Annotated in this window: 26 protein-coding genes and 1 other RNA gene; 14 read left to right on the forward strand and 13 right to left on the reverse strand. The window is 61.4% G+C overall.

Annotation, left to right across the window (positions count from 1 at the left end; all coding sequences use genetic code 11):
* Positions 1-5 precede the first annotated feature (5 nt).
* A complete protein-coding gene (mgtE, locus tag J4721_RS08040) occupies positions 6-1394 on the reverse strand; it encodes a magnesium transporter (protein WP_211002326.1) in 1389 nt (462 codons plus the stop codon).
* Between the two features lie 136 nt (positions 1395-1530).
* Here mgtE and guaD point away from each other — a divergent pair, with 136 nt between their 5' ends.
* Complete coding sequence (guaD, locus tag J4721_RS08045; protein WP_211002325.1) at positions 1531-2817, forward strand: guanine deaminase; 1287 nt, start codon at positions 1531-1533, stop codon at positions 2815-2817.
* A 130-nt stretch (positions 2818-2947) separates the two neighbouring features.
* Here the strand turns inward: guaD and J4721_RS08050 are convergent, their stop codons facing one another.
* From J4721_RS08050 to J4721_RS08060, 3 genes are all read right to left on the reverse strand, one after another.
* Positions 2948-4288, reverse strand: a complete 1341-nt coding sequence (locus tag J4721_RS08050) for an 8-oxoguanine deaminase (RefSeq protein WP_211002324.1) — start codon at positions 4286-4288, stop codon at positions 2948-2950.
* A gap of 112 nt (positions 4289-4400) precedes the next feature.
* Positions 4401-5195 (reverse strand): histidinol-phosphatase, encoded by a 795-nt coding sequence (gene hisN / locus J4721_RS08055; RefSeq protein WP_102854948.1) that lies wholly within the window; start codon positions 5193-5195, stop codon positions 4401-4403.
* Positions 5196-5260: 65 nt separating this feature from the next.
* Positions 5261-5632 (reverse strand): helix-turn-helix domain-containing protein, encoded by a 372-nt coding sequence (locus J4721_RS08060; RefSeq protein WP_014875187.1) that lies wholly within the window; start codon positions 5630-5632, stop codon positions 5261-5263.
* 366 nt (positions 5633-5998) lie between these two features.
* On the opposite strand from J4721_RS08060, the gene J4721_RS08065 reads away from it, so the two are divergent.
* Positions 5999-6970, forward strand: coding sequence for an NADPH:quinone oxidoreductase family protein (locus J4721_RS08065; protein WP_211002323.1), 972 nt, complete (start codon positions 5999-6001; stop codon positions 6968-6970).
* Positions 6971-7061: 91 nt separating this feature from the next.
* Here the strand turns inward: J4721_RS08065 and J4721_RS08070 are convergent, their stop codons facing one another.
* Positions 7062-7955 (reverse strand): LysR family transcriptional regulator, encoded by an 894-nt coding sequence (locus J4721_RS08070; RefSeq protein ID WP_014875189.1) that lies wholly within the window; start codon positions 7953-7955, stop codon positions 7062-7064.
* A gap of 127 nt (positions 7956-8082) precedes the next feature.
* Here J4721_RS08070 and J4721_RS08075 point away from each other — a divergent pair, with 127 nt between their 5' ends.
* The 4 genes from J4721_RS08075 to J4721_RS08090 all read left to right on the forward strand — a co-directional run bounded on the left by J4721_RS08075 (position 8083) and on the right by J4721_RS08090 (position 10683).
* The gene (locus tag J4721_RS08075) at positions 8083-8298 is read left to right on the forward strand and encodes a DUF1127 domain-containing protein (RefSeq protein WP_014875190.1); all 216 of its coding nucleotides are present in this window, start codon (positions 8083-8085) and stop codon (positions 8296-8298) included.
* A 287-nt stretch (positions 8299-8585) separates the two neighbouring features.
* Complete coding sequence (locus J4721_RS08080) at positions 8586-8957, forward strand: hypothetical protein (RefSeq protein WP_014875191.1); 372 nt, start codon at positions 8586-8588, stop codon at positions 8955-8957.
* A gap of 350 nt (positions 8958-9307) precedes the next feature.
* Entirely contained in the window at positions 9308-10084 is a 777-nt protein-coding gene (locus J4721_RS08085) for a Bax inhibitor-1/YccA family protein (protein WP_014875192.1), read from the forward strand.
* A gap of 125 nt (positions 10085-10209) precedes the next feature.
* Positions 10210-10683, forward strand: a complete 474-nt coding sequence (locus J4721_RS08090; protein WP_211002322.1) for a GNAT family N-acetyltransferase — start codon at positions 10210-10212, stop codon at positions 10681-10683.
* Positions 10684-11122: 439 nt separating this feature from the next.
* On the opposite strand, the gene rpmG is transcribed toward J4721_RS08090, so the two are convergent.
* The 6 genes from rpmG to gatC form a co-directional block, all read right to left on the reverse strand.
* Positions 11123-11290, reverse strand: a complete 168-nt coding sequence (gene rpmG, locus J4721_RS08095) for a 50S ribosomal protein L33 (RefSeq protein WP_007814563.1) — start codon at positions 11288-11290, stop codon at positions 11123-11125.
* Positions 11291-11397: 107 nt separating this feature from the next.
* Positions 11398-11818, reverse strand: an RNA gene (gene rnpB / locus J4721_RS08100) — RNase P RNA component class A.
* 171 nt (positions 11819-11989) lie between these two features.
* Positions 11990-12700: an N-acetylmuramoyl-L-alanine amidase gene (locus tag J4721_RS08105; protein ID WP_211002321.1), complete on the reverse strand. Its 711-nt coding sequence runs from the start codon at positions 12698-12700 to the stop codon at positions 11990-11992.
* 15 nt (positions 12701-12715) lie between these two features.
* Positions 12716-13489 (reverse strand): hypothetical protein, encoded by a 774-nt coding sequence (locus tag J4721_RS08110; RefSeq protein ID WP_211002320.1) that lies wholly within the window; start codon positions 13487-13489, stop codon positions 12716-12718.
* Positions 13490-13528: 39 nt separating this feature from the next.
* On the reverse strand, positions 13529-15016 hold the full coding sequence (gatA, locus tag J4721_RS08115; RefSeq protein ID WP_211002319.1) for an Asp-tRNA(Asn)/Glu-tRNA(Gln) amidotransferase subunit GatA: 1488 nt from the start codon (positions 15014-15016) through the stop codon (positions 13529-13531).
* A gap of 3 nt (positions 15017-15019) precedes the next feature.
* The gene (gatC, locus tag J4721_RS08120) at positions 15020-15307 is read right to left on the reverse strand and encodes an Asp-tRNA(Asn)/Glu-tRNA(Gln) amidotransferase subunit GatC (protein ID WP_014875197.1); all 288 of its coding nucleotides are present in this window, start codon (positions 15305-15307) and stop codon (positions 15020-15022) included.
* A 195-nt stretch (positions 15308-15502) separates the two neighbouring features.
* Here gatC and J4721_RS08125 point away from each other — a divergent pair, with 195 nt between their 5' ends.
* A complete protein-coding gene (locus tag J4721_RS08125) occupies positions 15503-16195 on the forward strand; it encodes a metal-dependent hydrolase (protein ID WP_076616226.1) in 693 nt (230 codons plus the stop codon).
* A gap of 155 nt (positions 16196-16350) precedes the next feature.
* On the opposite strand, the gene J4721_RS08130 is transcribed toward J4721_RS08125, so the two are convergent.
* Together J4721_RS08130 and J4721_RS08135 are read right to left on the reverse strand one after the other, a co-directional pair.
* On the reverse strand, positions 16351-16974 hold the full coding sequence (locus J4721_RS08130; protein WP_211002318.1) for a DNA-3-methyladenine glycosylase I: 624 nt from the start codon (positions 16972-16974) through the stop codon (positions 16351-16353).
* A 74-nt stretch (positions 16975-17048) separates the two neighbouring features.
* Positions 17049-17510: a nucleoside deaminase gene (locus tag J4721_RS08135; protein WP_102873960.1), complete on the reverse strand. Its 462-nt coding sequence runs from the start codon at positions 17508-17510 to the stop codon at positions 17049-17051.
* Positions 17511-17572: 62 nt separating this feature from the next.
* Between J4721_RS08135 and J4721_RS08140 the strand changes: the two genes are divergently transcribed.
* From J4721_RS08140 to J4721_RS08170, 7 genes are all read left to right on the forward strand, one after another.
* Entirely contained in the window at positions 17573-18898 is a 1326-nt protein-coding gene (locus J4721_RS08140) for a pseudouridine synthase (RefSeq protein WP_211002317.1), read from the forward strand.
* A 190-nt stretch (positions 18899-19088) separates the two neighbouring features.
* Positions 19089-20006, forward strand: a complete 918-nt coding sequence (locus J4721_RS08145) for a 5-bromo-4-chloroindolyl phosphate hydrolysis family protein (RefSeq protein ID WP_211002316.1) — start codon at positions 19089-19091, stop codon at positions 20004-20006.
* Between the two features lie 22 nt (positions 20007-20028).
* A complete protein-coding gene (locus J4721_RS08150) occupies positions 20029-21225 on the forward strand; it encodes a toxic anion resistance protein (protein WP_014875203.1) in 1197 nt (398 codons plus the stop codon).
* An 86-nt stretch (positions 21226-21311) separates the two neighbouring features.
* On the forward strand, positions 21312-22196 hold the full coding sequence (locus tag J4721_RS08155; RefSeq protein ID WP_102855855.1) for a DUF2927 domain-containing protein: 885 nt from the start codon (positions 21312-21314) through the stop codon (positions 22194-22196).
* Positions 22197-22251: 55 nt separating this feature from the next.
* Entirely contained in the window at positions 22252-23439 is a 1188-nt protein-coding gene (locus J4721_RS08160) for an SPFH domain-containing protein (protein WP_211002315.1), read from the forward strand.
* Positions 23440-23525: 86 nt separating this feature from the next.
* Positions 23526-24053: a cytochrome b gene (locus J4721_RS08165; RefSeq protein ID WP_102873958.1), complete on the forward strand. Its 528-nt coding sequence runs from the start codon at positions 23526-23528 to the stop codon at positions 24051-24053.
* A 9-nt stretch (positions 24054-24062) separates the two neighbouring features.
* Positions 24063-25214, forward strand: a complete 1152-nt coding sequence (locus J4721_RS08170; protein WP_211002314.1) for a TFIIB-type zinc finger domain-containing protein — start codon at positions 24063-24065, stop codon at positions 25212-25214.
* Positions 25215-25251: the final 37 nt, after the last annotated feature.

Raw genomic sequence — 25251 nt, forward strand, 5'->3', positions numbered from 1 at the left:
CAGGATCAGAGCAGCAACACCCCGGCCAGCCCAAGAAAGGCAAAGAAACCAACGATATCCGTAACCGTCGTCACAAAAGCGCCGGAGGCCAGCGCCGGATCGACGCCGATCTTCTCCAAAATAATCGGGACCGCCGTACCTGCCAGCCCCGCGACGACCAGATTGATCACCATAGCGACGGCGATCACGGCGCCCAGCATGGGCGAGCCGAACCACAGGATCCCGACAACGGCCATGATCAGGGCAAAGGCGAGGCCGTTCACCAATCCCACCAGAACCTCCCGCCGGATTACCCGCCAGACGTTGGAGCCGGTAAGGTCGCGGGTGGCGAGCGCGCGCACCGCCACCGTCAGCGATTGCGTACCGGCATTGCCGCCCATGGAGGCCACAATCGGCATCAGCACCGCCAGCGCCACAAATTCGGCAATCGTCGCCTCAAACTGGGCAATCACCAGCGAGGCCAGGATCGCGGTCGCAAGGTTCACTGCCAGCCAGGGAAAACGCTGCTTGGTCGTGGCCATGACGCGGTCGGCCAGACTGCCCTCGCCGACACCGGCAAGGCGCAGGATGTCTTCTTCGTGTTCTTCGTCCAGAACCACCATCGCGTCATCCATGGTGATGACACCCACCAGCCGTCCCTCATCATCGACAACCGGGGCCGAGATCAGGTGGTACTGGTTGAAAGCATAGGCCACGTCTTCCTCGTCCTGATCGGCGGGAATGATCTGAAAGGTCTCCTCGACGATAGTGCCGAGGGGCACCTCACGCTTCGACGACATGATCCGCCCCAGCGTGACATTGCCCACCGGATGTAACCGTGGGTCGACCAAAACGACATGGTAGAACTGATCCGGCAGATGATCCGATTCCCGCATGAAATCAATGGCCTGCCCCACCGTCCAGTGATCCGGGGCCATCACCACCTCGCGCTGCATCAGACGGCCGGCGGAATTCTCAGGATAGCTCAGTGATTGTTCGACCGCGACCCGGTCCGCATCTTCGAGCGTGTTGAGGATGGCCTCTTGCTGCGGCTCTTCCAGATCCTCCAGCAGGTCAACAACGTCATCGCTTTCGAGATCACGCACCGCCTCAGCCAGAACCTGTGGCGCCAGCAGAGAAATCACCTCTTCGCGGATGCTCTCATCAAGTTCCGACAGGATCTCACCGTCGAATTCACGATCATACAGCCGGATCAGCTGACCCCGGTCAAAGGCGCTGATCTGTTCCAGCAGGTCAGCGATGTCCGCCGCGTGCAATGGCTCCATCAGTGCAGTCAGTTGCGCCTGATCTTCTGCCTCTACCGCCTCAAGGATCTGGGTGACCCGTTTGCGATCCAGCTCATAGGCATCCTCGGACGCGGGGTCGACTGGCTCCTGGTGGTCGTCTGCAATCATCTGAGGCCCCTTTTTCGCGGTTGCTTCTGGAATAAAAGAAGCAGTTACCGAAAAACAATGACAATGACGTAATTTACCGCCGATGATGCTGCGCGTATCCTGTGGACCGCAGTTTGGCAAGAAAGGACCGCGTCTTATGCAGGCAGAATATATCTTACGGGGACAGGTTCTTTCGTTTGCGGGCACCCCCTTTGAGGGTGACAGCCCTGAGGCTGCGGTAAAGCTGCATGAGGCGGTCGCCATCGGTGGTGGCAAGGTGCTGGAGCTGGGCACATGGGATGGCTTGCGCAAGGCCCATCCGGCGGCAGAACTGGTGGATCACGGCGACCGGCTGATCCTGGCCGGATTTGTCGATGCCCATGTGCATTTCCCCCAAACGGCCATTATCGCCAGCTGGGGCAAGCGGCTGATCGACTGGCTGAACAGCTATACCTTCCCCGAGGAGATGCGGTTTGGCGATCGTGCCTATGCCGATGAAATCGCCGGACGGTATCTCGATCTGACGCGGGCCAATGGCACCACCACGATGTGCAGCTACTGCACCATCCACCCCGAAAGCGTGGATGCGTTTTTCACCGCCGCGCAGGCACGTGGGCAACGGGTTGTTGCGGGCAAGACCTGCATGGACCGCAACGCCCCCGACGGGCTGCGCGACACCGCGCAGTCTGCCCATGACGACAGCGCGGCGTTGATTGGGCGCTGGCATGGGGTCGACCGGCTGTCCTATGCGATCACACCGCGGTTCTCACCCACCTCGACCCCCGAACAGCTGGAGGCGATGGGCGCGCTTTGGGCTGATCATCCGGACTGCCTGATGCAGACCCATCTGAGCGAGCAGACGGATGAAATTACGTGGGTGAAATCGCTGTTTCCCGAGGCGCGGGATTATCTGGACACCTATGAGCAATTTGGCCTGCTGGGCGCACGTGGTCTTTATGGGCATGCCATCCATCTGGAAGACCGCGAACGTGCCCGGCTGCGCGAGGTTGGCGCGGCGCTGGTGCATTGCCCGACCTCCAACACCTTCATCGGGTCTGGGCTGTTTGATATGGCCGGATTGATGGCCGAAGGGCAACGCATTGGTCTCGCCACAGATACCGGTGGCGGCTCCAGTTTCTCGATGCTGCGCACCATGGCGGCGGCCTATGAGGTTGGTCAGCTGCGCGGCACGCCCCTGCATGCGGCACAATTGCTGTGGCTGGCCACGCAAGGCTCGGCCCGCGCGCTGCATATGGGAGACCAGATCGGCAATATCGCACCTGGCATGGAGGCGGATCTGGTGGTGCTGGATCTGGCCTCAACCCCTGCCATTGCGCAGCGCAGCGCCGGGGCGAAAGACCTCTGGGAGGCGGTCTTTGCCACCATCATGATGGGCGATGACCGGGCGGTTGCCGAGGTCTGGATCAACGGCGCGCGCGACTGAACCGTGCCGCGACAGGAGCGCCAAGAGAGGGAGGCGCTGACGCGCCTCTGCCTCCGGCGGGGATATTTGGCGCCAGAAGATGGGCGGAGCGATGGTGCCCAGTTTGGCCAGTTGCGTCAGGCCAGTCGCATCAAGCCAGCTGCATCAGCCGTGTGGTGGCTTTTTGGTGCCGCTCGAGAAGCCCCGGCAGATCCATGGTCGCCAAGTTACTATCGCGGATGATCTGACGCCCCTCGACGAAAAGATGTTTCACCTGCGCAGGTCCTGCCAGTAACAGGGCTGCTGGATCCCAGCTGCCGCTTGAGGCAACGCCGGTTACGTCCCACATGGCGATATCGGCGCGTTTGCCCACCGCAAGCTGACCGACATCGGGCCGTCCCAGCACCTCTGCGCCGCCCCGGGTGGCGATCTCCAGTGCCTCATAGGCGCTCATGGCATCGGCGCCCTGCGCGACCCGTTGCAAGAGCATGGCCTGACGGGCCTCACTGATCAGGCTGGCCATGTCATTGCTGGCAGATCCATCGACCCCCAGCCCGACCGGAACCCGCGCATCGCGCATCGCGCGCAGCGGCGCGATGCCGCTGCCAAGGCGACAGTTGGAACAGGGGCAATGGGCCACGCCGGTCCGGGTCCGGGCAAAGAGGTCAATCTCCTCAGCATCCAGTTTCACACAATGGGCGTGCCAGACATCGGGGCCGGTCCAACCCAGATCCTCGGCGTATTGGCCGGGTCGGCAGCCGAACTGCGCGAGGGAATAAGCGATGTCTTCGTCATTTTCGGCCAGATGGGTGTGCAGCATAACGCCCTTGTCCCGCGCCAGAAGGGCACTGTCCCGCATCAGCTCGCGGCTGACGGAAAACGGCGAACAGGGGGCCAGTGCCACCCGGCACATGGATCCTTCGGCGGGATCGTGGAACCGGTCCACCACCCGGATCATATCGTCGAGAATGGCGCGTTCCTCCTTGACCAGGCTGTCAGGCGGCAGGCCGCCCGCGCTTTCGCCGATGCTCATGGCGCCGCGCGTCGGCTGGAAGCGCAGACCAATGTCACCTGCGGCCTCAATCGTGTCCTCAAGTCTTGAACCATTGGGGTAGAGGTAGAGGTGATCGGAGGTAAGCGTGCAGCCGGAGAAGGCCAGCTCGGCCAGCCCCAGCTGGGCGGAGACATGGATGTCATCCGGCGTGAAGGCGGACCAGATCGGATAGAGCCGCTTCAGCCAACCAAACAGCAGCGCATCCTGCGCACCGGGCACCGCGCGGGTCAGGTTCTGGTAGAGATGGTGGTGGGTGTTCACCAGACCGGGCGTCACCACACAGCCCTTGCCGCTGATCCGCTCTCCCTCGGTGGTAAGACCGCTGCCAATCTCAGCGATAATCCCGTCGCGGATACGCAAATCCACAGCCGAAAGCTGGCTGCGCTGATCATCCATTGTCAGCGCGATATCAATATCTTGGATCAGAATTTCAGGCACAGGTCACACTCCATCAGGCCGCCCATTTCGGTGAAGTGTGAAGACGCGCCGACAGAATAAGGGCAAAGGACTCGGCGCGCTGTGATGGTTTAGCTGATTATCTGCCGGCAGTTCAAGCGGTTTGCTGGATCAGCGCAAGCGCTGCAGCATGCAGCTCTGGCGTGGCGGCTGCGAGGACCTGACCGCCCTCATGCGCGGGCTCGCCCTGCCAGTTGGTCACCACGCCGCCCGCCGCCTGAATGACCGCGATCGGCGCCTGAATGTCATAGGCGTTGAGACCTGCCTCAATCACCAGATCACACTGTCCGGCGGCCAGCAGCGCATAGGCGTAGCAGTCCATGCCGTAGCGGGTGAGGCGCACCTGAGCTGAAACCCGTTGGAAGGCGGCGCGTTCGGCCTCGGTGCCGACTTCTGGGAATGTGGTAAACAGCGTTGCCTCAGACAGGCTGTGGGTGGCGCGCGTGACAAGTGCGCTGTGACCGAGCGGACCAGTCAGACTGGCCCCTTCTGGCGTGCCGATAAAGCGCTCGCCGATATAAGGCTGATCGACGATACCCAGAAACGGACCATCTGCATCCCCCAGCGCGATCAGCACCCCCCAAGTTGGGGTCCCACTGATAAAGCCACGGGTGCCGTCAATCGGATCAAGAACCCAGGTGCGACCGGACTGGCCGTGTGTTTCGCCAAATTCCTCGCCAAGGATGCTGTCCTCGGGGCGCAGTTCGGAAAGCACGGACCGCATCGCCTGTTCGGCAGCGCGATCAGCAATGGTGACAGGATCAAAGCCATCGTCCAGTTTATTGTCGGATTGCAGCCCGGCTGAACGAAAATATGGCAGGATCGCCTGGCGTGCAGCATCGGCCATCCGATGGGCAACCTCCAGATCTGAAAACGCGGCTGAAGTCATACCCGAAGGCCTGACATTCAACCGCGCATTTTTCAAGCCCCAAGCCCCCACTTGAGGCCGGAAAATCAGGCCGCGTCGCTGAGCACGCGCGCCAGTTCGAACAAACGACGGCGCTGGTTTTCAGGGATCGCGTAGTAGGACCGCACCAGATCCAGTGCCTCCTTATCGCCCATCAGATCATCAGGCACCTGTGCCTTGTCTGATGCTGGCGCATCATCGTCCTGCAACCCTTCAAAAAAGAAGCTGACCGGAACGCTGAGCGCGTCGGAAATATCCCAGAGCCGCGAGGCGCTGACCCGGTTTGCACCGGTTTCATATTTTTGGATCTGTTGAAATTTAATACCAACCAGCTCTGCGAGCTGTTGTTGCGTCATGCCTATGAGCCACCGGCGATGCCGGATACGTTTCCCCACGTGCACGTCCACTGGATGAGCCATGCGTTTCTCCTAAGATTTACAAACTGGGAGCCACCCTAGCCGTCTTTCTTAACCCCCGCCCACCCGGCAAATACCGCGCAAGACCAATGTTGCCAAAAAACCCGTAAGTCCCTGTACAAACGAACAAGGCGCTCCCATTGAGGTTGAGTGTACGACCTTAACGGTTGAATTCAAGCGGTCACTCTCGCCACAATCGGCGCCCGTGCGTCAAACGCATGATTTCATGAACCAATTTTATTTCACTTTTTTGCATGTTTTACACATGTTCTACACCTCCCCATAAATAGTGAGGTGATCTGAAGACGAATCTGGCATGGTTTTGCCACTCAGAATCACCTTACCCCATGCCAGATATGGAAAAATGATATGCGCGCCTACCGTGTCAGCAGCTTCGACATCTCACCAACTATCGCAGAGGTTGACGTTAGATCACCAAAAAGCGGAGAGGTTGCAGTTGCAATACACGCCTGTGGGTTGAATTTTGCAGATCTTCTTCTGCTTCGTGGCAAATATCAGGACACCCCGGACCTGCCCTTTGTGCCGGGATTGGAACTCGCCGGTGTTATCGAAGCGGTTGGCGCGGATGTGGATGGGCTGGCCGTGGGCGATCGGGTAGCGGTGTTCTCCGGTCAGGGCGGTCTGGCCGAGACCGGGGTTTTCCCAGTCGATCGGGTCACGCGAATCCCGGATGAGATGTCCTTTGCCGATGCGGCGGCGTTCCAGATCACCTATGGCACCGGGCTTGTGGCCCTTGATCACTGCGCACGGCTTCAGCCGGGGGAGACCCTGCTGGTCACCGGCGCTGCCGGCGGTGTCGGGCTGACAGCTGTTGAAATTGGCAAACGTCTGGGCGCGCGGGTGATTGCCCATGCCCGTGGTGCTGAAAAACTGGCCGTGGCCAAGGCGGCGGGTGCGGATCATCTGATCGAAGCCAGCGAAGATCTGCGCCAGTCGGTCAAGGATCTGGGCGGCGCGGATGTGGTCTATGAGGCGATTGGCGGCGAGGTCTGGCAAGCGGCCTTTCGCGCCACCAACCCCGGCGGGCGGTTGTTGCCCATCGGCTTTGCCGGCGGTGAGGTGCCACAGATCCCGGCGAACCACCTGCTGGTGAAGAACCTCAGTGTGATCGGCTTCTACTTCGGCGGCTACCTCAAGAGCCATCCCGCGGTGATCCGCAGCGCTATCGAACGGTTGCTTCAGTGGTACCGCGACGGCTCGTTGCGCCCGCATATCAGCCATAGGCTGCCGCTGGATCAAGTCTCCGAGGGTTTGGATCTGCTGCGCAGCAGACGGGCCACGGGCAAGGTGGTGATCATGATCCGACCGGATCAGAGATAACGACAGCCTGCCTGCGTGCCCTGCCCCCGCCAAGCGTTGAGACCCCGGATCGCGAACCGGGGCGACACGGGTGTTGATCAAAGGTCAGAGTTCAGGCGGCTGTCCAATGCGTCTGCGCGGCAGCCAGCGGGGCGCTGATGTTCTGAAACGCCTTGCGCACAAGAAACGCCAGCTCGCTCACCATGGGGGAGCCTGAGGTCTCCGCACCATAGAGGTTGATCAACTGAACCGGCAGCTCCGGCAGATTACCGCCGTGGTCGATCTGCACCAGATGCGGCGGCTCGGTCCCCTCAATCATCGTATGGATCGCAAGATCGGCGCTGACAGTCGCCTCAATCGTACGGTCACTGTCGGTTTCCACCACCATCTCCCAGGAGATCCCCGCCGCATCCAGCGCGCCCACCACCTTGGGCCGGAAGGTGCAGTAACGGCCAAAGGCCAGTTTCAGCGGACGCTGCCGCCAGGCGGAGCCGTTGGGGGCGCCAATCCAGCAGAGCGGACGCTCTGCCAATGTCTCACCATTTTCCGAGGTGGTGGTCTCCGTGGTCAGGATCAGATCACATTCGCCGCGCGAGAATTGCTCCTTCAAAGAGCGGGTATAGCTGGAGATCAGCTGCACCTTCACCCGTGGGAACGACGCATTGAAACGCTGCAGCACCTGCGGGATCGCCGGGTAGACAATGTCATGCGGCACCCCAAGGACAATCTCGCCTTCATAGGCCTGATCGGTGAGCCGCCCGATCACCTCGTCATTCAGTGCCACCATCCGCCGCGCATAGGCCAGCAGCTGCTCCCCCGAGGCCGTCAGCGCAATCGTCCGGCCAGAGCGATCCAGCAGTTGCAGGCCCAACAGCTCCTCAAGCCGTTTCAGCTGCATGGACACCGCAGACTGGGTCAGATGCAGAAAACCGGCGGCACGGGTCACCCCGCCATTATCCGCAACCGCCACAAAGGAGCGCAGCGTGGTGATATCGAGATTCCGCATTATCACAATCCTTGATAGTTGAAATCATAAACATTCGTTTTTCATATCAATCACACTGCGCCATATACATCAACAGAATTGATAACAACGCACCACACCATCATAGATCCAGAAAAGGACACAGATCATGACCTATATGGATAACAGCCTGCGCTCCACCTCCTGCGCCCCCCGTCGCTCGATCCTGGCAACTGTGGCGCACGCGCTGGCCGTCTGGCGTGAACGCCGGATGCTGGCGCAACTGGATTCCTCCGCGCTTGAGGACATGGGCATCAGCCCACGCGACGCCGAGGCAGAAGCCCGCCGTCCGATCTGGGACGCTCCAAACAACTGGACCCGCTAAAGGCGACGCCCCGACAAGGCTCACACTAAGTCTAATACGAAAAGAGGTCCGCGCTGCGGGCCTTTTTTTGATGGAAGATGAGCTTCCCGAAGCCCCCTCCTGTCTGCACCTGTCCACAATGGGGCCCATCGGTTCAACACCCCCTAGGCTGGCGATCAGCTCAACCCGTTCCACTCAGGCCTGTGACCGGAAAACATCGCAACACCGCGCACCTAATTGATGCCGAAGGGATGGTGGGTTACAAAGTAATATTATCTTTTTCGATATTAGACCTTAGTGGATTTCACATGCAGCCTTCCAGATTTACTGTTGCCCTGTTTCTTTTTCTCGCGTCAGCGACTGCCTCCACAGCGCAAGGCAAGTATGATGTTTTCTGGGGGCAGTATATGGCGTCAGCCCTGATCGCCGAGACCTGCAAGGGCGTGACGACCTATTCAGGTCATAACGCTGTATCCATCGGTGTCGCCCGCGATGGTCTGCGCGAGCAGCGATTGCTGCGTATCCTCTACTACGGGAACAGAGAAAATCTGAGACGGTTGGGGCATATAACGCTGACCATGAGCGGCGTGAGCACAGACGACCCTCAGAAACTGTGCCGATATGCGCGAAAAATTGCACGCACCGATGATGGTATCGGCCGGTTCCTCAGAGTGAACTGAATATGTCACGATCACCCTGTGAAACGCCCTGCGCCCGGACCGTCCAAAGGGTTTCCGCAGCCCGTCTATACCGTGGTGTGAACTGAGGAAGCCAACCTGGCAAAAGAGCACCCCTGCGGTTGCCCGCTGCCTTCATAGTTTTATGCACTCTCGCTGCGCATCCGCCTGATAAATGCAAACTTCAGGATCACGACCCCGCTCTGTACCGCTTTTTGTTGATAATTGCGTCGAAACTTCGATCTACAGGCTTGAACCGCGCCCCGCTTCACCCGATATTTGCGAGGAACGCCAGGTCTCTGCACGCAGCAGGAAACCTGCGCGAGGGAGTTTAAAGACGGAGACCATGATACATGGCACAGTTTGACACCATCCGATCCACAGCGGGCGCACGCTCTGCGGAGATCGATGCGGGCCTGCGCGCCCATATGAACAAGGTCTACGGCACCATGGCCGTAGGCACATTCATTACATTTCTGGCTGCCTGGGCCATCTCTGGCCTGGCGGTTACCACGGACCCGGCCAATGCCGCAGCCCAGCTGAGTGCCGATAGATATCTGACCAGCATCGGCTATGCGCTTTATGCCTCGCCGCTGAAGTGGGTTATCATGTTTGCGCCGCTGGCCTTTGTCTTTGGCATCAGTGCCGCCGCCAATCGCATGTCGGCAGCGGGCGTCCAGCTGCTGTTCTATGTCTTTGCAACCGTGATGGGCCTGTCGATCAGCTCGATCTTCTTGGTGTTCACCGGCGAAAGCATCGTGCAGGTGTTCCTGATCACCTCCATCGCCTTTGCTGGGCTGTCGCTGGTGGGTTACACCACCAAGAAAGACCTCTCCGGCATGGGCGCTTTCCTGATCATGGGTCTCATCGGTCTGATCGTAGCATCAATCGTCAACATGTTCCTGGCGTCTTCTGCCATGGCGTTTGCGATCTCGGTGATTGGCGTGCTCATCTTTGCCGGCCTCACCGCCTATGACACCCAGCGGATCAAGAATGACTATCTGCAGCACGCCCACATGGGCGACCAGGAGTGGCTTGCCAAATCCGCCATCATGGGCGCGCTGAGCCTCTATCTGGACTTCATCAATATGTTCATGATGCTGCTCCAGCTGCTTGGAAACCGCGAATAACGCGACACCTTCCAGACATAAGCACGACCGGGGCGGATCATCACGATCCGCCCTTTTTCTTTGTCTGCGCGCCCGACCTTCTGTCGCCGGGCAGGCTTCTTATAACCGCCGCATTTGAGACACCCATGGATCTGATTGATATTTCCCCCGAAGACGCCCACCGCCTGATCCCCCTGCTGCAGGACCTGCATGCGTTGCATGTGGCCCATCAGCCCGACCGCTACCCGGCAGCCCCGGACGACGCCGCATTGACCCGCTGGCTGACGGAGTGGCTGAGCGAGACCAGTGTGACCGCCCGCGCTGCGGTCAGCCCGCAGGGCAGCGTGATGGGCTATATGATATATGGCATTGAACACCGCCCTGCCCTACCTGTCCGCCAGGCTGAGACCCGCGCAATGCTGCATCACATCGCCGTATCAGAAAGCTGGCGACGTATGGGCGTTGGATCCGCGCTGATCGCGGATCTGAAGCGTGCTGTGACAGCCCAAGGCATCCAGATAGTTGCCACCACATATGCACCGTTCAACAGCGCCTCCGCCGCGCTGATGGCCCGTATGGGGCTGAAGCCGGTGAATGTAATGGCCGAGTGGCGTGGCTGAAACAGGCCTCATCTCAGGCGAGGTTATCGCGCAGCGGAGCCGGAGCCCTCTGCGTCTCTGGGAGCCCTGAAACACAGGCATTGCCGCCCCGTAAAAAAACAGGAGGCAGCCCCACCGCTGCCTCCTGCTCTGGTCGCTCCCCCGAGCCGACCTGCGGTGCTGTGACCGCCTGAGACCTCGCACTTCCGGCGAGATATCTCGGCGCCACTCTCTCACCCACATCCCGGGATCACTTGTCGTGGTGAAATGTGGCTTTTTCAGGCCAAAGCGCACGGCGGGTCGCGATTTCATTTACCGGATTTTCATAAAATTGATGCGGCGTCGCGCAGCGCCTTCTGCGCCAATAAAAAAGGGCCGCACTCATGTGCGACCCTTCTTATCTACTGTCCCGAACATCGGGGCTGATATCGCGGCCAGTGGCTGCGCGACATCAAGAGGCTTATTTGATTTTGCCTTCTTTGTATTCAACGTGCTTGCGCACGACCGGGTCGTACTTACGCACAACCATTTTCTCGGTCATGGTGCGTGCGTTTTTCTTGGTCACGTAGAAGTGGCCCGTGCCCGCGGTCGAGTTCAGGCGGATCTTGATTGTGGTCGGCTTCGCCATGGTATTCTCCTGCGTCCGAAAAGGCAGGGGCCTCTCGGTAAATTCCTATATGAGCGTGCGCTTTTACCTGCACCACCCCGTGAGTCAAGAGGGTTCGCCGGGATATTTTGCGCAGAGGGCCTATAAGCCGGATTTTGTTCCGGGGCCAAGGCCCCTTCGACGACCATTCATCTAGGATGCACATTGCTGCGCACCTCCAGCTGCCAACCCGACCCCTCTTGGCCAAAACATGCCTAGCGGCGGTATCGGCTTGCGCCGACCGGCCCGCGCGGGGGTCCTATTTGGCATTGCTCCCGGTGGGGCTTGCCGTGCCGCCCCTGTTGCCAGCGGCGCGGTGGGCTCTTACCCCACCGTTTCACCCTTACCCACATAGGATCACCTGACAGGCAGGCGCATATGGGCGGTCTGTTTTCTGTGGCGCTCTCCGTCAGATCGCTCTGCCCGGGCATTACCCGGCACCGTTGTTTTGTAGAGTCCGGACTTTCCTCGCGACGCCTTGCGGCCTCCCGCGGCCATCCAGCCCTCTGCGCAGGGGTTGGCGTAGAAACTACTGCGCCCAAGGTCAAGCGGATAGTGCACCGGGGGCGTTGCCCCCTCGCGCCTGCGGCGCTCACCCCCAGGATATTTGCGGCCAGAAGATGCCGGGACGCTCTCTATCTTCTGGCGTCAAATATCCCGGAGCGCGAGGCAGAGCCTCGCTCAGGCCTCTGCCCGGGACGCATCGGTCAGCAGCGGCAGGACGTCCCTGTCGGTCAAGGGACCGGTCTGCCATGGCCGGAATCTGAGGCGCACCGCCTGCAGCAGGGTGGCGTCATCCACATCCGCCGTAAAGCCACGCCGCCGCGCCAGAGCGCGAAAGCGGTCCATCCCGACGTCGATCTCTGGCCGCGCCGCAGCACCCGGCGCGGCGCTGGCCAGCCCCTGTCTGGCCAGCCGCGCCCAGTCAAAGCGGGCGCCCGGGTCACATTTGCGCCCCGGCGCCATGCAGGAATGACCGATCACCCCTGTCGGCAAGATCGCCCAACGTTGCAGAATAGCGCTCAGGAGCGTTTCCAACCGGGTCATCTGCGGCGCTGAAAATGGGTGATCCCCCCGATTGTCGAGTTCGATCCCGATAGAGCGCGAATTGATATCCTCCTGCCCGCACCACTCACCTGCGCCCGCATGCCAGGCGCGATCCGCCTCGCGCACCATTTGCCACAGCGTACCATCAGCGCCGATCAGGTAGTGGGCGGAAACTTCGTACTGCGGATCACAGAGCCGCTCCAATGCGGCCTCGGCACTGTCCATCGCGGTGTAATGCAGCACAACCAGATGCGGCCTCAGATCATTGCGGCGCGCATTGGAATTGGGACTGGGATGCCAGATGGCATCCGTCCCGGTGTCAGCAGAGGTCGGCGGAGGGGTCATGGGGCGCAAGCCGCCTCAGTTCTGCACCGCAAGCCGGTAGGGTACGGGGTCCCAGCCGCAGGCATAGCCGTCCCCATCAGGGTCCAGGGCTTGACGGTCACGCTTTGGGCCGCCTGCCTCAAGAAAGGCGATCTGGGCCAGTTCGGGTGATGCAAAGCCCGCGCAATTGCGCGAGGAGCGCGCGGCGAGATTGATGCCAGAACGCGAATAGATGCGCTGCCCGCGCGGATTGGAGGTGCTCAGCGCATAGCGTACGATATTGGGGTCACGGCTGCCTCTGCGGGTGGGCACGGCCGTTGGACTCACCACCTGATATTGCGCGCGCTGGCGGGCAAGCCGCTCCGCGTCGCTTTCAATGCTCTGACGGGAGGAAACCGCGTCGAAGTCATTCTCATCGGAGATCCGCGGATTGCCCGCAAGCGTCGGTGCCGGATTGGTGGGGCTGGCCTCAATCGGGGCGGTACCGGAGTTGCTGCGCGCTGCCTCCAGCGCGGCTGCGGTTTCCCGCGCGATGTCATCGCTGCTGCTGCCGGAAGATGCGAGTGTTCCGGCGCCACTGGTGCGTGCCGCCACACGCGGCGCAGGCTGCACAGCACGCGGCAGAGGCTCGCTGGCGACCCGTGCCGGTGGCACCAGTGGGTCGCCGTTGATGGTGGTGCCGGTCGCAGGCGCCCCGTCAAAGGGGCTGGAGCCAAATCCGGCCTCTGGCCCGCTGTCGGGTACCGGAGGCTGACACGCGGCCAGCAGGACAAGGCTGCTGGTCGCAAGGATGGACCGGAATGCACGCATGATCACCACCTGTTGGTTCTGCTCAGATCAGGACAGGGTTTACCACCAATGCCCGGGCTTGGCCACAAATCCGGCAGCCTCTTCCAGCGCATAGGCTGTATTCAGCAAATCGCCCTCTTCCCACGGACGGCCAATCAGCTGCAGCCCCAGCGGCAGCCCCTGCGCATCAACACCGGCAGGCACCGAAATCCCCGGCAGACCGGCCAGGTTCACGGTGACGGTGAAGACGTCATTGAGGTACATCTGCACCGGATCCGCGTCGATCATTTCGCCCAAGCCAAAGGCGGCAGAGGGCGTGGCTGGCGTCAGGATCGCGTCGATGCCTTGGGCAAAGACATCCTCAAAGTCCTTCTTGATCAGGGTGCGGACCTTACGGGCGCGGTTGTAATAGGCGTCATAGAAACCTGCAGAGAGCACATAGGTGCCCACCATCACGCGACGCTGCACCTCATGGCCGAAGCCCGCAGCACGGGTTTTCTCGTACATTTCGGTTATGCCATCGCCAGCCTCCAGCGTGGCGCGCTGACCATAGCGCACGCCATCATAGCGCGCGAGATTCGACGAGGCCTCAGCCGGCGCAATCACGTAATAAGCAGGCAGGGCGTATTTGGTGTGCGGCAGAGAGATATCGACAATCTCGGCGCCTGCTGCACGCAGCATCTCGGCGCCTTCGGACCAGAGTTTCTCAATCTCCGCAGGCATGCCATCCATGCGGTATTCACGCGGGATACCGATCTTCTTGCCCTTGATGTCACCGGTCAGCATCGCCTCGAAGTTCGGCACTGCCAGATCGGCGCTGGTGCTGTCCTTGGGATCGTGGCCACACATCGCCTCAAGCATCATTGCCGCGTCGCGCACCGATTTGGTCATCGGACCGGCCTGATCCAGCGATGAGGCAAAGGCCACCACACCCCAGCGCGAGCAGCGCCCGTAGGTGGGTTTGATGCCGGTGATACCGGTAAAGGCCGCAGGCTGGCGAATCGAACCGCCGGTGTCGGTGCCGGTTGCCGCGAGGCACAGATCAGCTGCCACGGCAGATGCGGACCCGCCGGAGGACCCGCCCGGTGTCAGCTCGGCAGTATCATTGCCGCGCCGCCAGGGGCTGACCGCGTTACCATAGACGGAGGTTTCATTGGACGAGCCCATGGCGAATTCGTCCATGTTCAGCTTGCCCAGCATGACAGCGCCTGCATCCTGCAGCTGCTGCGATACAGTGGATTCATACTCGGGCTTAAAGCCCTCCAGAATGCCGGAGGCGGCCTGGCTGGCGACACCTTTGGTGCAGAACAGATCCTTGATGCCGATCGGCAGGCCACACATGGCAGGCGCATCGCCCGCCTTGATCCGTGCATCTGCTGCCTTGGCGCGCTCCAGCGCGATTTCGGGCGTCTTATGCACGAAGGCATTCAGCGCATCAGCGGCATCAATGGCTTTCAGGCAGGCCTCGGTCAGCTCAACAGAGGTTGTTTCGCCCTTGCACAGGGCGTCACGGGCGTCGGACAGGGTGAGTTTGTTCAGTTCGGTCATGTCTTATTCAACCACCTTGGGCACTGCGAAAAAGCCTTCGCGGGCATCGGGAGCATTGGCGAGGATCTTGTCCTGCTGGCTGCCGTCCGTGACCTCATCCACCCGACGTTTCAGGCGCTGTGGTGTCACGGAGGTCATCGGCTCGACGCCTTCGACGTCCACCTCGTTCAGCTGCTCGATAAAGCCGAGGATGGTGTTGAACTCATCTGCCAGAGCGGGCAGCGCGTCCTCTTCGACCTTGATACGGGCCAGTTTGGCCACCTTGGCGGCGGTGCTTTGGTCAATCGACATGGAAACCCTCATCTCGTGTTAGGACGCATTTACCGCCGCACCGCCGCCGCCGCAAGCCTGCGGGCGCGTGAAAGCCCCGGGAATTCGACCACAAGGCACCTGAGCCTGTGGATTTCTGCCTCCGTCGCGATAGGCTTGGGGCAAGACAACGCCCCTAGCGGGCCGGATCGCAACAGCAGTGAGGGAGTATAAAACATGAAGATTATCTGGCTGGGCCATGGCAGCTTTCGCATCGAGACCGCAGGACAGGTTCTGTTGGTGGACCCCTGGCTGACCGGCAACCCGATGCTGCGCGACGACCAACATGAGGCCGCTATCGCAGGCGCCACGCACATCATTCTGACCCATGCCCATTTTGACCATGTCATTGACGTACTGGCGCTGGCACGGCGGCTGACGGTGCCAATTGTGGGCCAATATGATCTGATGGGCATCTGGGGCGAGACCGAAGATGTGACCACCATCGGCTTCAACAAGGGCGGTACCGTAAATCTGGACGGGCCGAACCTCGCCATGGTTCCGGCCTCGCACAGCTCCACCTTTGCGACACAGGATGGGCTGAGGACGGCTGGCAGCGAGGTGGGCTATATGCTGATGAGCGAGGGGAAAACGCTTTATATCTCTGGCGATACCGGGCTGATGGCGGATATGGACTGGATGGGCGATTACTACAAACCTGAGATCGGCATTCTAAGCGCTGGTGGGCATTTCACCATGGATATGGCGCAGACGGCCTATGCGGCGAAGCGGTATTTCAAGTTCAAGACGCTGATCCCCTGCCACTACCGCACCTTCCCGATCCTGGAGCAGAGCGCCGAAAAACTGGCGGAGGCGCTGCCGGATGTGACGGTGATTGAACCGCAGGTGCTCGAGGCGATCATCCTATAAGCGCGCCGCTGACCGGGGCGCTCCCGCCCGGACCATGATCTGCCGGGCAGATCTGGTCCCGTTGGGCGTGGCGCCGCCCCAAACGGGCGGCGCAGGCGGCCGCTGCGGCAACAGGTAACTTATGAGCAAGGTTGCCAGTCGGTCAGTTGCGCGGCTCAGCCCGCCTGCTGCACTGCGGGGGAGGTGAAGGCGGCGCGGGCCTGGGCGGCCTTTTTCCGGCAGATACAGTCTGTTGCGTGGTCATTCACCAGCCCCATCGCCTGCATGAAGGCAAAACAGGTGGTGGGTCCGACGAATTTCCAGCCGCGTTTTTTCAGCTCCTTCGACAGCGCAATCGACTGCGGCGTAATGGAGGCCGTCTGCGGCGGCACCTGTTCATCCGGGCCGGGTTCATAGCTCCAGAAAAACGCGGCGAGCGATCCTTCCCCCGCAACCATGTCCTCAGCGCGGCGGGCATTGTTGATCACCGCTTCGATCTTGCCGCGATGGCGGATGATGCCTGCGTCCTGCAACAGGCGATCCACGTCCTGAGGGCCAAGCCGGGCGACCTGGGTCCAGTCGAACCCCGCGAAAGCTGCCCGGAAATTCTCGCGTTTGGCCAGAATGGTGCGCCAGCTCAGGCCTGACTGAAAACTCTCCAGGCAGATCTTCTCAAATAGGCGCTTATCATCCGCAACCGGATAGCCCCATTCGTGATCATGATAGGCCAGAAACTCCGGGGCGGATCCTGCCCACCCACAGCGCAACTGCCCGTCAGGTGCCAGAAATTCCTTACTCATGTCTGTTTGCCCTCCTGCGGCGCGACCGGCTGGCGCAACCAAAATGCCACGCTACGACCCTCACATCTGCCGGGTCAACTATCGCCTGAGCGGCGGGCGGCAAAGAATGCCTTCAGAAGGGTTTCAGCCGGTTCGGCACTGATCCCCTCATAGACCTCTGGCGCGTGATGCGCCTGCGGATGCGAAAACACGCAAGCGCCATGAGCGACGCCGCCGGACTTGGGATCAGACGCCCCGTAGTAGACACGGCGAATGCGGGCAGCAGCAATGGCGGCGGCGCACATCGCACAAGGTTCCAGCGTTACATAGAGGTCATGGCCCGTGAGGCGCTCCGAACCGGCGGCAGCGCAGGCCTCGCGGATCACCAGCACCTCGGCATGGGCGGTGGGATCGCTCCGCTCTCGGGTGCGGTTGCCTGCACGGGCCACCACCTGCCCCTCCGGGGAGATCAGGGCGGCCCCCACCGGCACCTCTCCGCGCGCGGCGGCGGCGCGGGCTTCGGCAAGGGCGACATCCATGTGAGAACGAAACGGCATAGCCTCTCCCTGCCCCAGAATGGGAGCTTTCGCAACTGCGCGGAATGATCTATGGCCTCAGTATGAGCAAAACACCATCTTCCCCCAAAGGCCAGCGCCCCGGCACGGCCAAACCAGCCCGCAACACACGCCCTGTTTCGGCAAAGGCTGGTAAGACACCGACTGACACGCCCGCCATGGGTGATGGCCCCGAAGGCGACCGCATCGCCAAGGTTCTGTCGCGCGCAGGCGTTGCGTCGCGGCGCGAAGCCGAGCGGATGATCGCCGAAGGGCGTGTTGCGGTAAACGGCAAGGTGATCGACAGCCCTGCGCTGAATGTGGTGCTGGGCAAGGACCGGATCGTGGTGGATGGCAACCCGATGCAGGACCCCGAACCGCCGCGCCTGTGGATGTACCATAAGCCCTCAGGTCTGGTGACCACGACAAATGATGAGCTGGACCGCCGAACCATCTTTGACGAACTGCCTGAGGATATGCCGCGCGTGATGACCGTGGGGCGACTTGATCTCAACTCCGAAGGCCTTCTGCTGTTGACCAACGATGGCGGCATCAAGCGCCAGCTCGAGTTGCCCTCTACCGGCTGGCTGCGCCGCTACCGCGTGCGGATCAACGGCCGTCCAAAAGACACCGATTTCGAACCATTGCGTCAGGGTTTGGTGATCGAGGGAGAGCGTTTTCAGCCGATGACCGTCGCGCTGGACCGCCAGCAAGGCGCAAACGCCTGGCTGACAATTGGTCTGCGCGAAGGCAAAAACCGCGAAATCCGCCGTGCGATCGAAGACATCGGTTTTACCGTTAACCGCCTGCTGCGCCTGTCTTATGGCCCCTTCCAGCTGGGCAATCTGAAGCCGGGCGAGGTCGAAGAACTGCGCTCACGCGTGGTGCGGGATCAGCTGGGACTTACTGCCCCAGAAACTGAAGAAGACGAAAGACCCAAGCGCCCTGTGCGCCAACGCCCCGGTGCGGGCAAACCCGGCCCGAAGCCAGGTGCCAAGCCAGATTTCAAATCAGGCAGTAAGCCGGGCGGGAAACCAGGCGGGAAACCGTCAGGTCGCTCCTTTGGCTCTTCTGATCGGTCGAGCGAGAAACCCGGCGACCGATCTGGTGCCCGCCCTGCTGGCAAACCGGGCGGAAAATTTGCAGGCAAAGGCAAACCATCCGATCGGTTTGCCGGAAAAGCCGAGGGTAAGCCCGCGGGGCGGACCGCTGATCGCACGCCGGACAGACCCGGTGGCAAACCCGCAGGCAAATTCGGAAGCAAACCGGGTGGTAAACCCAGCGGCAAGTTCGGCGGCAAACCCTCGGGCCGTAGTGGGGGTCGCGATGGAGGTCGGGACACGGGTCGAGGGCCCGCGCCACGCAGTGGTGGCAAACCACCGCGCCGCTAAGCCGCTCGCGACAAGAAGTTGCGTCCACGATTTCAGAGTTCCCCCTAGCAAGATGACGCTGCATATCCTAAGTTTCCAGTTGCTTGCAGCGCTCATCTTGGGGGAACAGACGTGCAGAAACTCGCCTTTGTGGCCTTGCTGATCCTGTTGATTGGCCTGGCAACCGGCTGGCTGGTCGGAGGCTAACCCCATGGCACAGCGTTTTGGCGGCAAATACAGCCCTGATGGCCGCGACACCGGAGCAGATAAAGCCCCCACCTCCGGCCACACCACCTCCAGCGCCAACAGCTATCGCAGCGCCAATGTTGATCCAGTCGGCATGCGCGCCAATCTGATGGCGCTGCCTGCGGGGCTGGTGGCCCTGATGTCTGTCTTCTCGGACGCGGCGGGTCTGGCGTTTGGCCTGCTTGCCGCAGCGACATGGGCCGGGTCGGCCTATCTGCTGCGCGATGGCCTGCGGGCTGAAGCCGCCTATGATGATCGCAAGGTTGCCCGCCGCCCTGCCCTGCCACGCAAGATCCTGGCGGCGCTGCTCTGCGGTATCGGCGCCTTGTTTGCTGTCTGGCGGCAGGACCCCGGCGCCCTCAGCGCGCTGATTTATGCCGCTGCGTCGACTGGCCTGCATCTGGCGGCCTTTGGCGTTGATCCCCTGCGCGACAAGGGCACTGAAGGCATTGATGATTTCCAACGTGACCGCGTTGCCCGTGTAGTGGACGAGGCCGAAACCTATCTCTCCGCAATGAAGGATGCCGCCCTGCGCGCCCGCGACCGCAAGGTCGAGCAGCAGGTTGAGGCCTTTCAGGAGGTGGCGCGCGACCTCTTTCGTACAGTTGAGGAAGACCCCCGCGATCTGACCGGCGCGCGGCGCTACCTCACCGTCTATTTGATGGGGGCGCGCGATGCGACCATCAAATTCGCCGATATCTATACCCGCAGCGGCGACACTCAGGCCCGGCAGGATTTTCTGGCCCTGCTGACTGACCTGGAACAGAATTTCGCCGCCCGCACCCGCAAGATGCTGCTGGAGGATCGCACCGATCTAACCGTTGAAATCGACGTGCTGCGGGATCGTTTGCAGCGCGAGGGCGTTCATCTGGACACCCGCTGACACAGCCATAAGGAATTTGCACATGTCCGAGACGACCCAGAAGAAAGCCGCCAAGGAGACGCAAATAGTTTCCGAGATCACCGCGATTGAGCTGCCGGAACCGGTGGCGGAGATCCAGTCGCTGGAACAGGCGGATGAGGCCACCAGCGCCGATATCAAGTCCCGCATGGCGCAGATCGACATGTCGGACAGCAATTCGATCATCAATTTCGGTTCTGGCGCACAGGCCGAATTGCAGCAGATCAGCCAAGCCATGCTGACGGATGTGCGCAACAAAGACGTCGGCCCCGCCGGCGACAGTCTGCGCAATATCGTCACCACCATCCGTGGCTTTTCGGTGTCCGAACTGGATGTGCGCCGCAAGCGCAGCTTCTGGGAGCGTCTGCTGGGTCGCGCCGCACCCTTTGCCAAATTCACCGCCCGGTTTGAGGATGTGCAGGGCCAGATCGACCGCATCACCGATAATCTCCTCGGTCATGAGCATCAGCTGCTCAAGGATATCAAATCGCTGGATCTGCTCTATGCCAAAACGCTGAGCTTCTATGACGAGCTGGCGCTCTATATTGCAGCAGGTGAGGCCAAGCTGGCCGAACTGGATGCCAATGAGATCCCCGCCCTGGAAGCCGCTGTCGCCGCTGCGGCTGAGAGCGATCAGGTGATGCGCGCGCAGGAGTTGCGCGACATGCGCGCCGCCCGCGACGATCTGGAACGCCGGGTGCATGATCTGAAACTGACCCGTCAGGTCACCATGCAGTCGCTGCCCTCGATCCGTTTGGTGCAGGAAAATGACAAATCCCTGGTGACCAAGATCAACTCTACTCTGGTCAACACCGTGCCGCTTTGGGAGACCCAGCTGGCGCAGGCTGTCACCATCCAGCGCTCGGCAGAGGCAGCGGCGGCCGTACGCGATGCCAATGACCTGACAAATGAGCTGCTAACCTCAAACGCCGCCAACCTACGCGAAACCAACAAGGTAATCCGTCAGGAAATGGAGCGCGGCGTTTTCGACATCGAAGCGGTGAAACAGGCCAATGCCGATCTAATCGGCACCATTCAGGATAGCCTGCAGATCGCTGACGAGGGCAAGGCCAAACGCGCCGCAGCTGAGGAAGATCTGAAAAAGATGGAAGCAGAATTGCGCGACACCCTCGCCGCAGCCAAGGCACGCCGAGACGGTGTTGGCGACACAGCTGCTACGGCGGTCCCCGGCACCGCATGAGCAAGACCCACCGCATATGGCAGCGCGCCCGAAAGCGACGAATGGTGCCGGTGCTTGTCGGCGCGCTGACCGGGACTGCGCTCCTGATGGGCTGCGATCCCCTGGCTCAGCGCACCTCGCTGGTGCCGCCAACGCGCCCTGCAAACCTGGCCCCGCAGCCCAAACCGCCCTCAGTCGAGAGCCAGCGACTGGCCCGCTACTATGGTGCCCTGCAGCAGGATCTGCTCACCCGTGGGCTATTGCGGACAGATGGTGGCGGGCCGGAGACGCCCTATGACGCTGACGATCTGCGCAGGAACTTTGAGCAGATCGCCTTCTACGATGAATACGGCAGCGGCAATCTGCGCACCTCCGGCGCGCTGGGGCGGTGGGACGGGCCGGTGCGCCTGAGGGCCGACTTCGGCCCCTCGGTCAGCGCCGAACAGCAGCAGAAAGACCGCTCAACGTTGGAGGCATATGCCGCCCGTCTGGCCCGGATCACCGGTCATCCGATCAGTACGACAACCAGCCGCGCACGGGCCAATTTCAACGTGATCTTCGCTGGCGCAGATGACAGTGCCTATGTGGCCGGACGGGTGCGGGAAATCCTGCCGTCGATCAGCGACGCCGATCTTCAGGTCTTCTCCAATCCGCCGCAAAGCTATTATTGTCTGGTGCGCGCCGGAGGTCTGCAGGCGGATCCCTCGTCTTATATGCGCGGAGTGGCGCTCATTCGCGCAGAGCATCCGGATCTGGCACGGCGCAGCTGTATCCACGAGGAAATCGCTCAGGGCCTTGGCCTGCGCAACGACAGCCCGCACGCGCGTCCCTCAATCTTCAACGATGACGATGAATTTGCGCTGCTCACCAGCCAGGACGAGAAGCTTCTGCAGATCCTGTATGATCCACGTCTGCGCTCCGGCATGTCCGCCGAAGAGGCCCGCCCGATCGTGCAAACAATCGCCTATGATATCATGGGGGAGCCGCAATAGCGGCCCCGCATTTGCCGACCCGATGCTCTGGCATCGCCGAACAAGGATGAAGACAATGGGTATTTTCGACTTTCTCAAGGGAGAGTTCATCGACGTCATCCACTGGACCGACGACACCAATGACACGCTGGTCTGGCGATTTGAGCGTGAAGGCCATGCGATCAAATACGGCGCCAAACTGACGGTCCGCGAAGGTCAGGCTGCGGTCTTTGTCCATGAGGGCCAGCTGGCGGATGTCTTTACCCCCGGACTCTACATGCTAGAGACCAACAACATGCCAGTCATGACGACGCTGCAGCATTGGGACCACGGGTTTCAGTCGCCGTTCAAGTCCGAGATCTATTTCGTCGACACCACCCGGTTCAACGATCTGAAGTGGGGTACCAAGAACCCCATCATGGCGCGGGACCCCGAGTTCGGCCCCGTCCGCCTGCGCGCTTTTGGCACCTACAGCATCCGGGTGGTAGATCCGGCGCGGTTCCTCACTGAAATCGTGGGCACCGATGGTGAATTCACCATGGATGAAATCTCCTTCCAGATCCGCAACATTATCGTTCAACAGGCGAGCCGGGTGCTGGCAGGGTCCGGCATCCCGGTGCTGGACATGGCCGCGAATACCGCTGATCTGGGCAAGCTGGTCGCAGCAGAGATTTCCGCAACGGTTGCAGACTACGGCATCGCGATCCCGGAGCTATATATCGAGAACATCTCGCTGCCCGCCGCGGTCGAACAGGCGCTGGACAAGCGCACCCAGATGGGGATCGTCGGTGATCTTGGCCGCTACACGCAGTTTTCTGCCGCCGAAGCGATGACCGTCGCAGCCCAGACGCCCAACAGCGGTATGGGGGCTGGTATGGGCATGGGTATGGGCATGGCGATGGCCCAACAGATGGCGCAGATGGCGCAACCGGGTGCCACCGGTCATGCAGCAGGTCAGCCCGCCGGTCCCTGGGGCGCACGGCCCAGACCCGCTGCCCCGCAAACCGCACCGATGACCGCCCCGGTGGCCCCGCCGCCGCCACCGCCACCGGTGGAACATGTCTGGCACATCGCCGAGAATGGACAGACCACCGGCCCCTTCTCCAAAGCACGCCTTGGGCGGATGGCGCAGGAGGGCGGATTGCGCCGCGACAGCCTGGTTTGGACCCCGGGTCAGGACGGCTGGAAGGCAGCTGGCGATGTGCTGGAACTGGCGCAGCTCTTTACCATCCTGCCCCCACCACCGCCCCCCCCGGCAGGCTGACATCAAACCAACCCAAGGGCGCTGTGATCATCGGCGCCCTTTCTCACGACCGATGCAGCCTCCTTGCCACGAAGGATTCAGCAATAATGACCCGACGCAGTGCGCTCAAATGGCTCCACTGGCTAAGCCTCGCTCTTATTGTCTACTTCTACCTGGTGGAGCCGGAGGAAAACAGCGCAGCCCCTGGGCTGGCGTTGGCCACCCATGCCGGGGTTGGGCTGATACTGGCGCTGATCGTGCTGATCTGGACCGCAATCTATCTGCGCAAAGGGTTAGCCGGGCGTGCCGGTCCCAAGCTGCCCGGCTGGGCCAAGCGGTTCCATGGGCTGAACCATCGTGTTCTGCAAATCGGCCTGCCGATCATGGTTGCAACCGGCGCGCTGGCCGGGATGCTGGCGCCCTTTGCGATCCGTGCCTTTGGGGTTGTGCCGATCAACCCTGCGGTCGGCAGCCGCACCCTGCATGAACTGGCTGAAGATCTGCATGAGATCGCCTTTGATGCGCTGCTAGTTGCCATTGTTTTGCATGGGATCTTCCACCTTTGGCGCCATTTTCTGTTGAAGGACAACGCCCTGCGCATCATGGTGCCGAAACTGCTGCACAAGTATCTTTGAGGCTCCCCCGTGACCCAACCCCCACCGCCGCCCCCCGGCCCTCCCTCTGCCGAGCCCCCTGCGTCCTCCGGCACCGACGCTCAGCCGACGGAACACCGGTTCCCTTGCGAACAATGCGGCGCAGACTATCGTTATGACCCGCAGAACGGCACGCTGACCTGCGATCATTGCGGCCATCAAGACACCATACGTTCCGGTCCATGGCGCGGTGGCAGCCTGCGCGAACTGGATTTCGAGACCGCCCTGTCGTCTGGTCTGGCAGAGGCCGACATGGAAGAAACCCGCGTCCTGCGCTGCCCGAATTGCGCGGCTCAGGTGGAGCTGGACCCAAAGGACCATGCGGGCGAATGTCCTTTCTGCGCCACGCCTATGGTGACCGATACCGGCACCCACCGTCACATCAAACCGAAGGGTGTGTTGCCCTTCGCCTTTGACGAGCGCAGCGCCCATAAGGCCATGTCAGACTGGCTGGGTCAGCTGTGGTTCGCCCCAAACGGCCTGCAACAATACGCCCGCAAGGGGCGGCGTATGGACGGGATCTATGTCCCCTATTGGACCTTTGACGCCGAAACCCGGTCGCAATATCGCGGCCAGCGCGGCACGGTCTATTATGTCACCGAAACCGTCATGGTCGATGGCAAGCGCCAATCCCGCCAAGTGCCCAAGGTGCGTTGGCGGCCAGTCACGGGTCGGGTCCAGCGGTTTTTCGATGATGTGCTGGTGCTGGCCTCCAAAAGCCTGCCGAAAAAGAACACCGACGCGTTGGAACCCTGGGATCTGTCCGCGCTGGAACCTTATCAGCCGCAGTATCTGGCCGGGTTCCGTGCCGAGGCCTATGCAGTGGAGCTGGCCGACGGTTACAGCGAAGCAAACGCGCGGATGCGCCGGGTGATTGAACGTGACGTGCGTTTTGACATCGGTGGGGATCGACAGCGCATTGAAGATATCGACAGCAATTTCTCCGATATCACATTCAAACATGTGCTGCTGCCGGTCTGGCTCGCCGCGTACAAGTACCGGGGCAAAACCTACCGGTTTGTGGTCAACGGGCAATCGGGCCGTGTACAGGGGGAACGCCCTTACTCCGCGTGGAAGATTGCATCGGCCGTTATCCTTGCACTGATCCTTGGCGGCGCCGTGGCGTTTTTCGGATCGCGTTGACAGCCAAGGCTCGCCCTCATGTCCACTTACTGATGTC

This window comes from Phaeobacter sp. HS011 (assembly GCF_018101215.1).
In the GTDB taxonomy this organism is placed as follows: Bacteria; Pseudomonadota; Alphaproteobacteria; order Rhodobacterales; family Rhodobacteraceae; genus Phaeobacter; species Phaeobacter inhibens.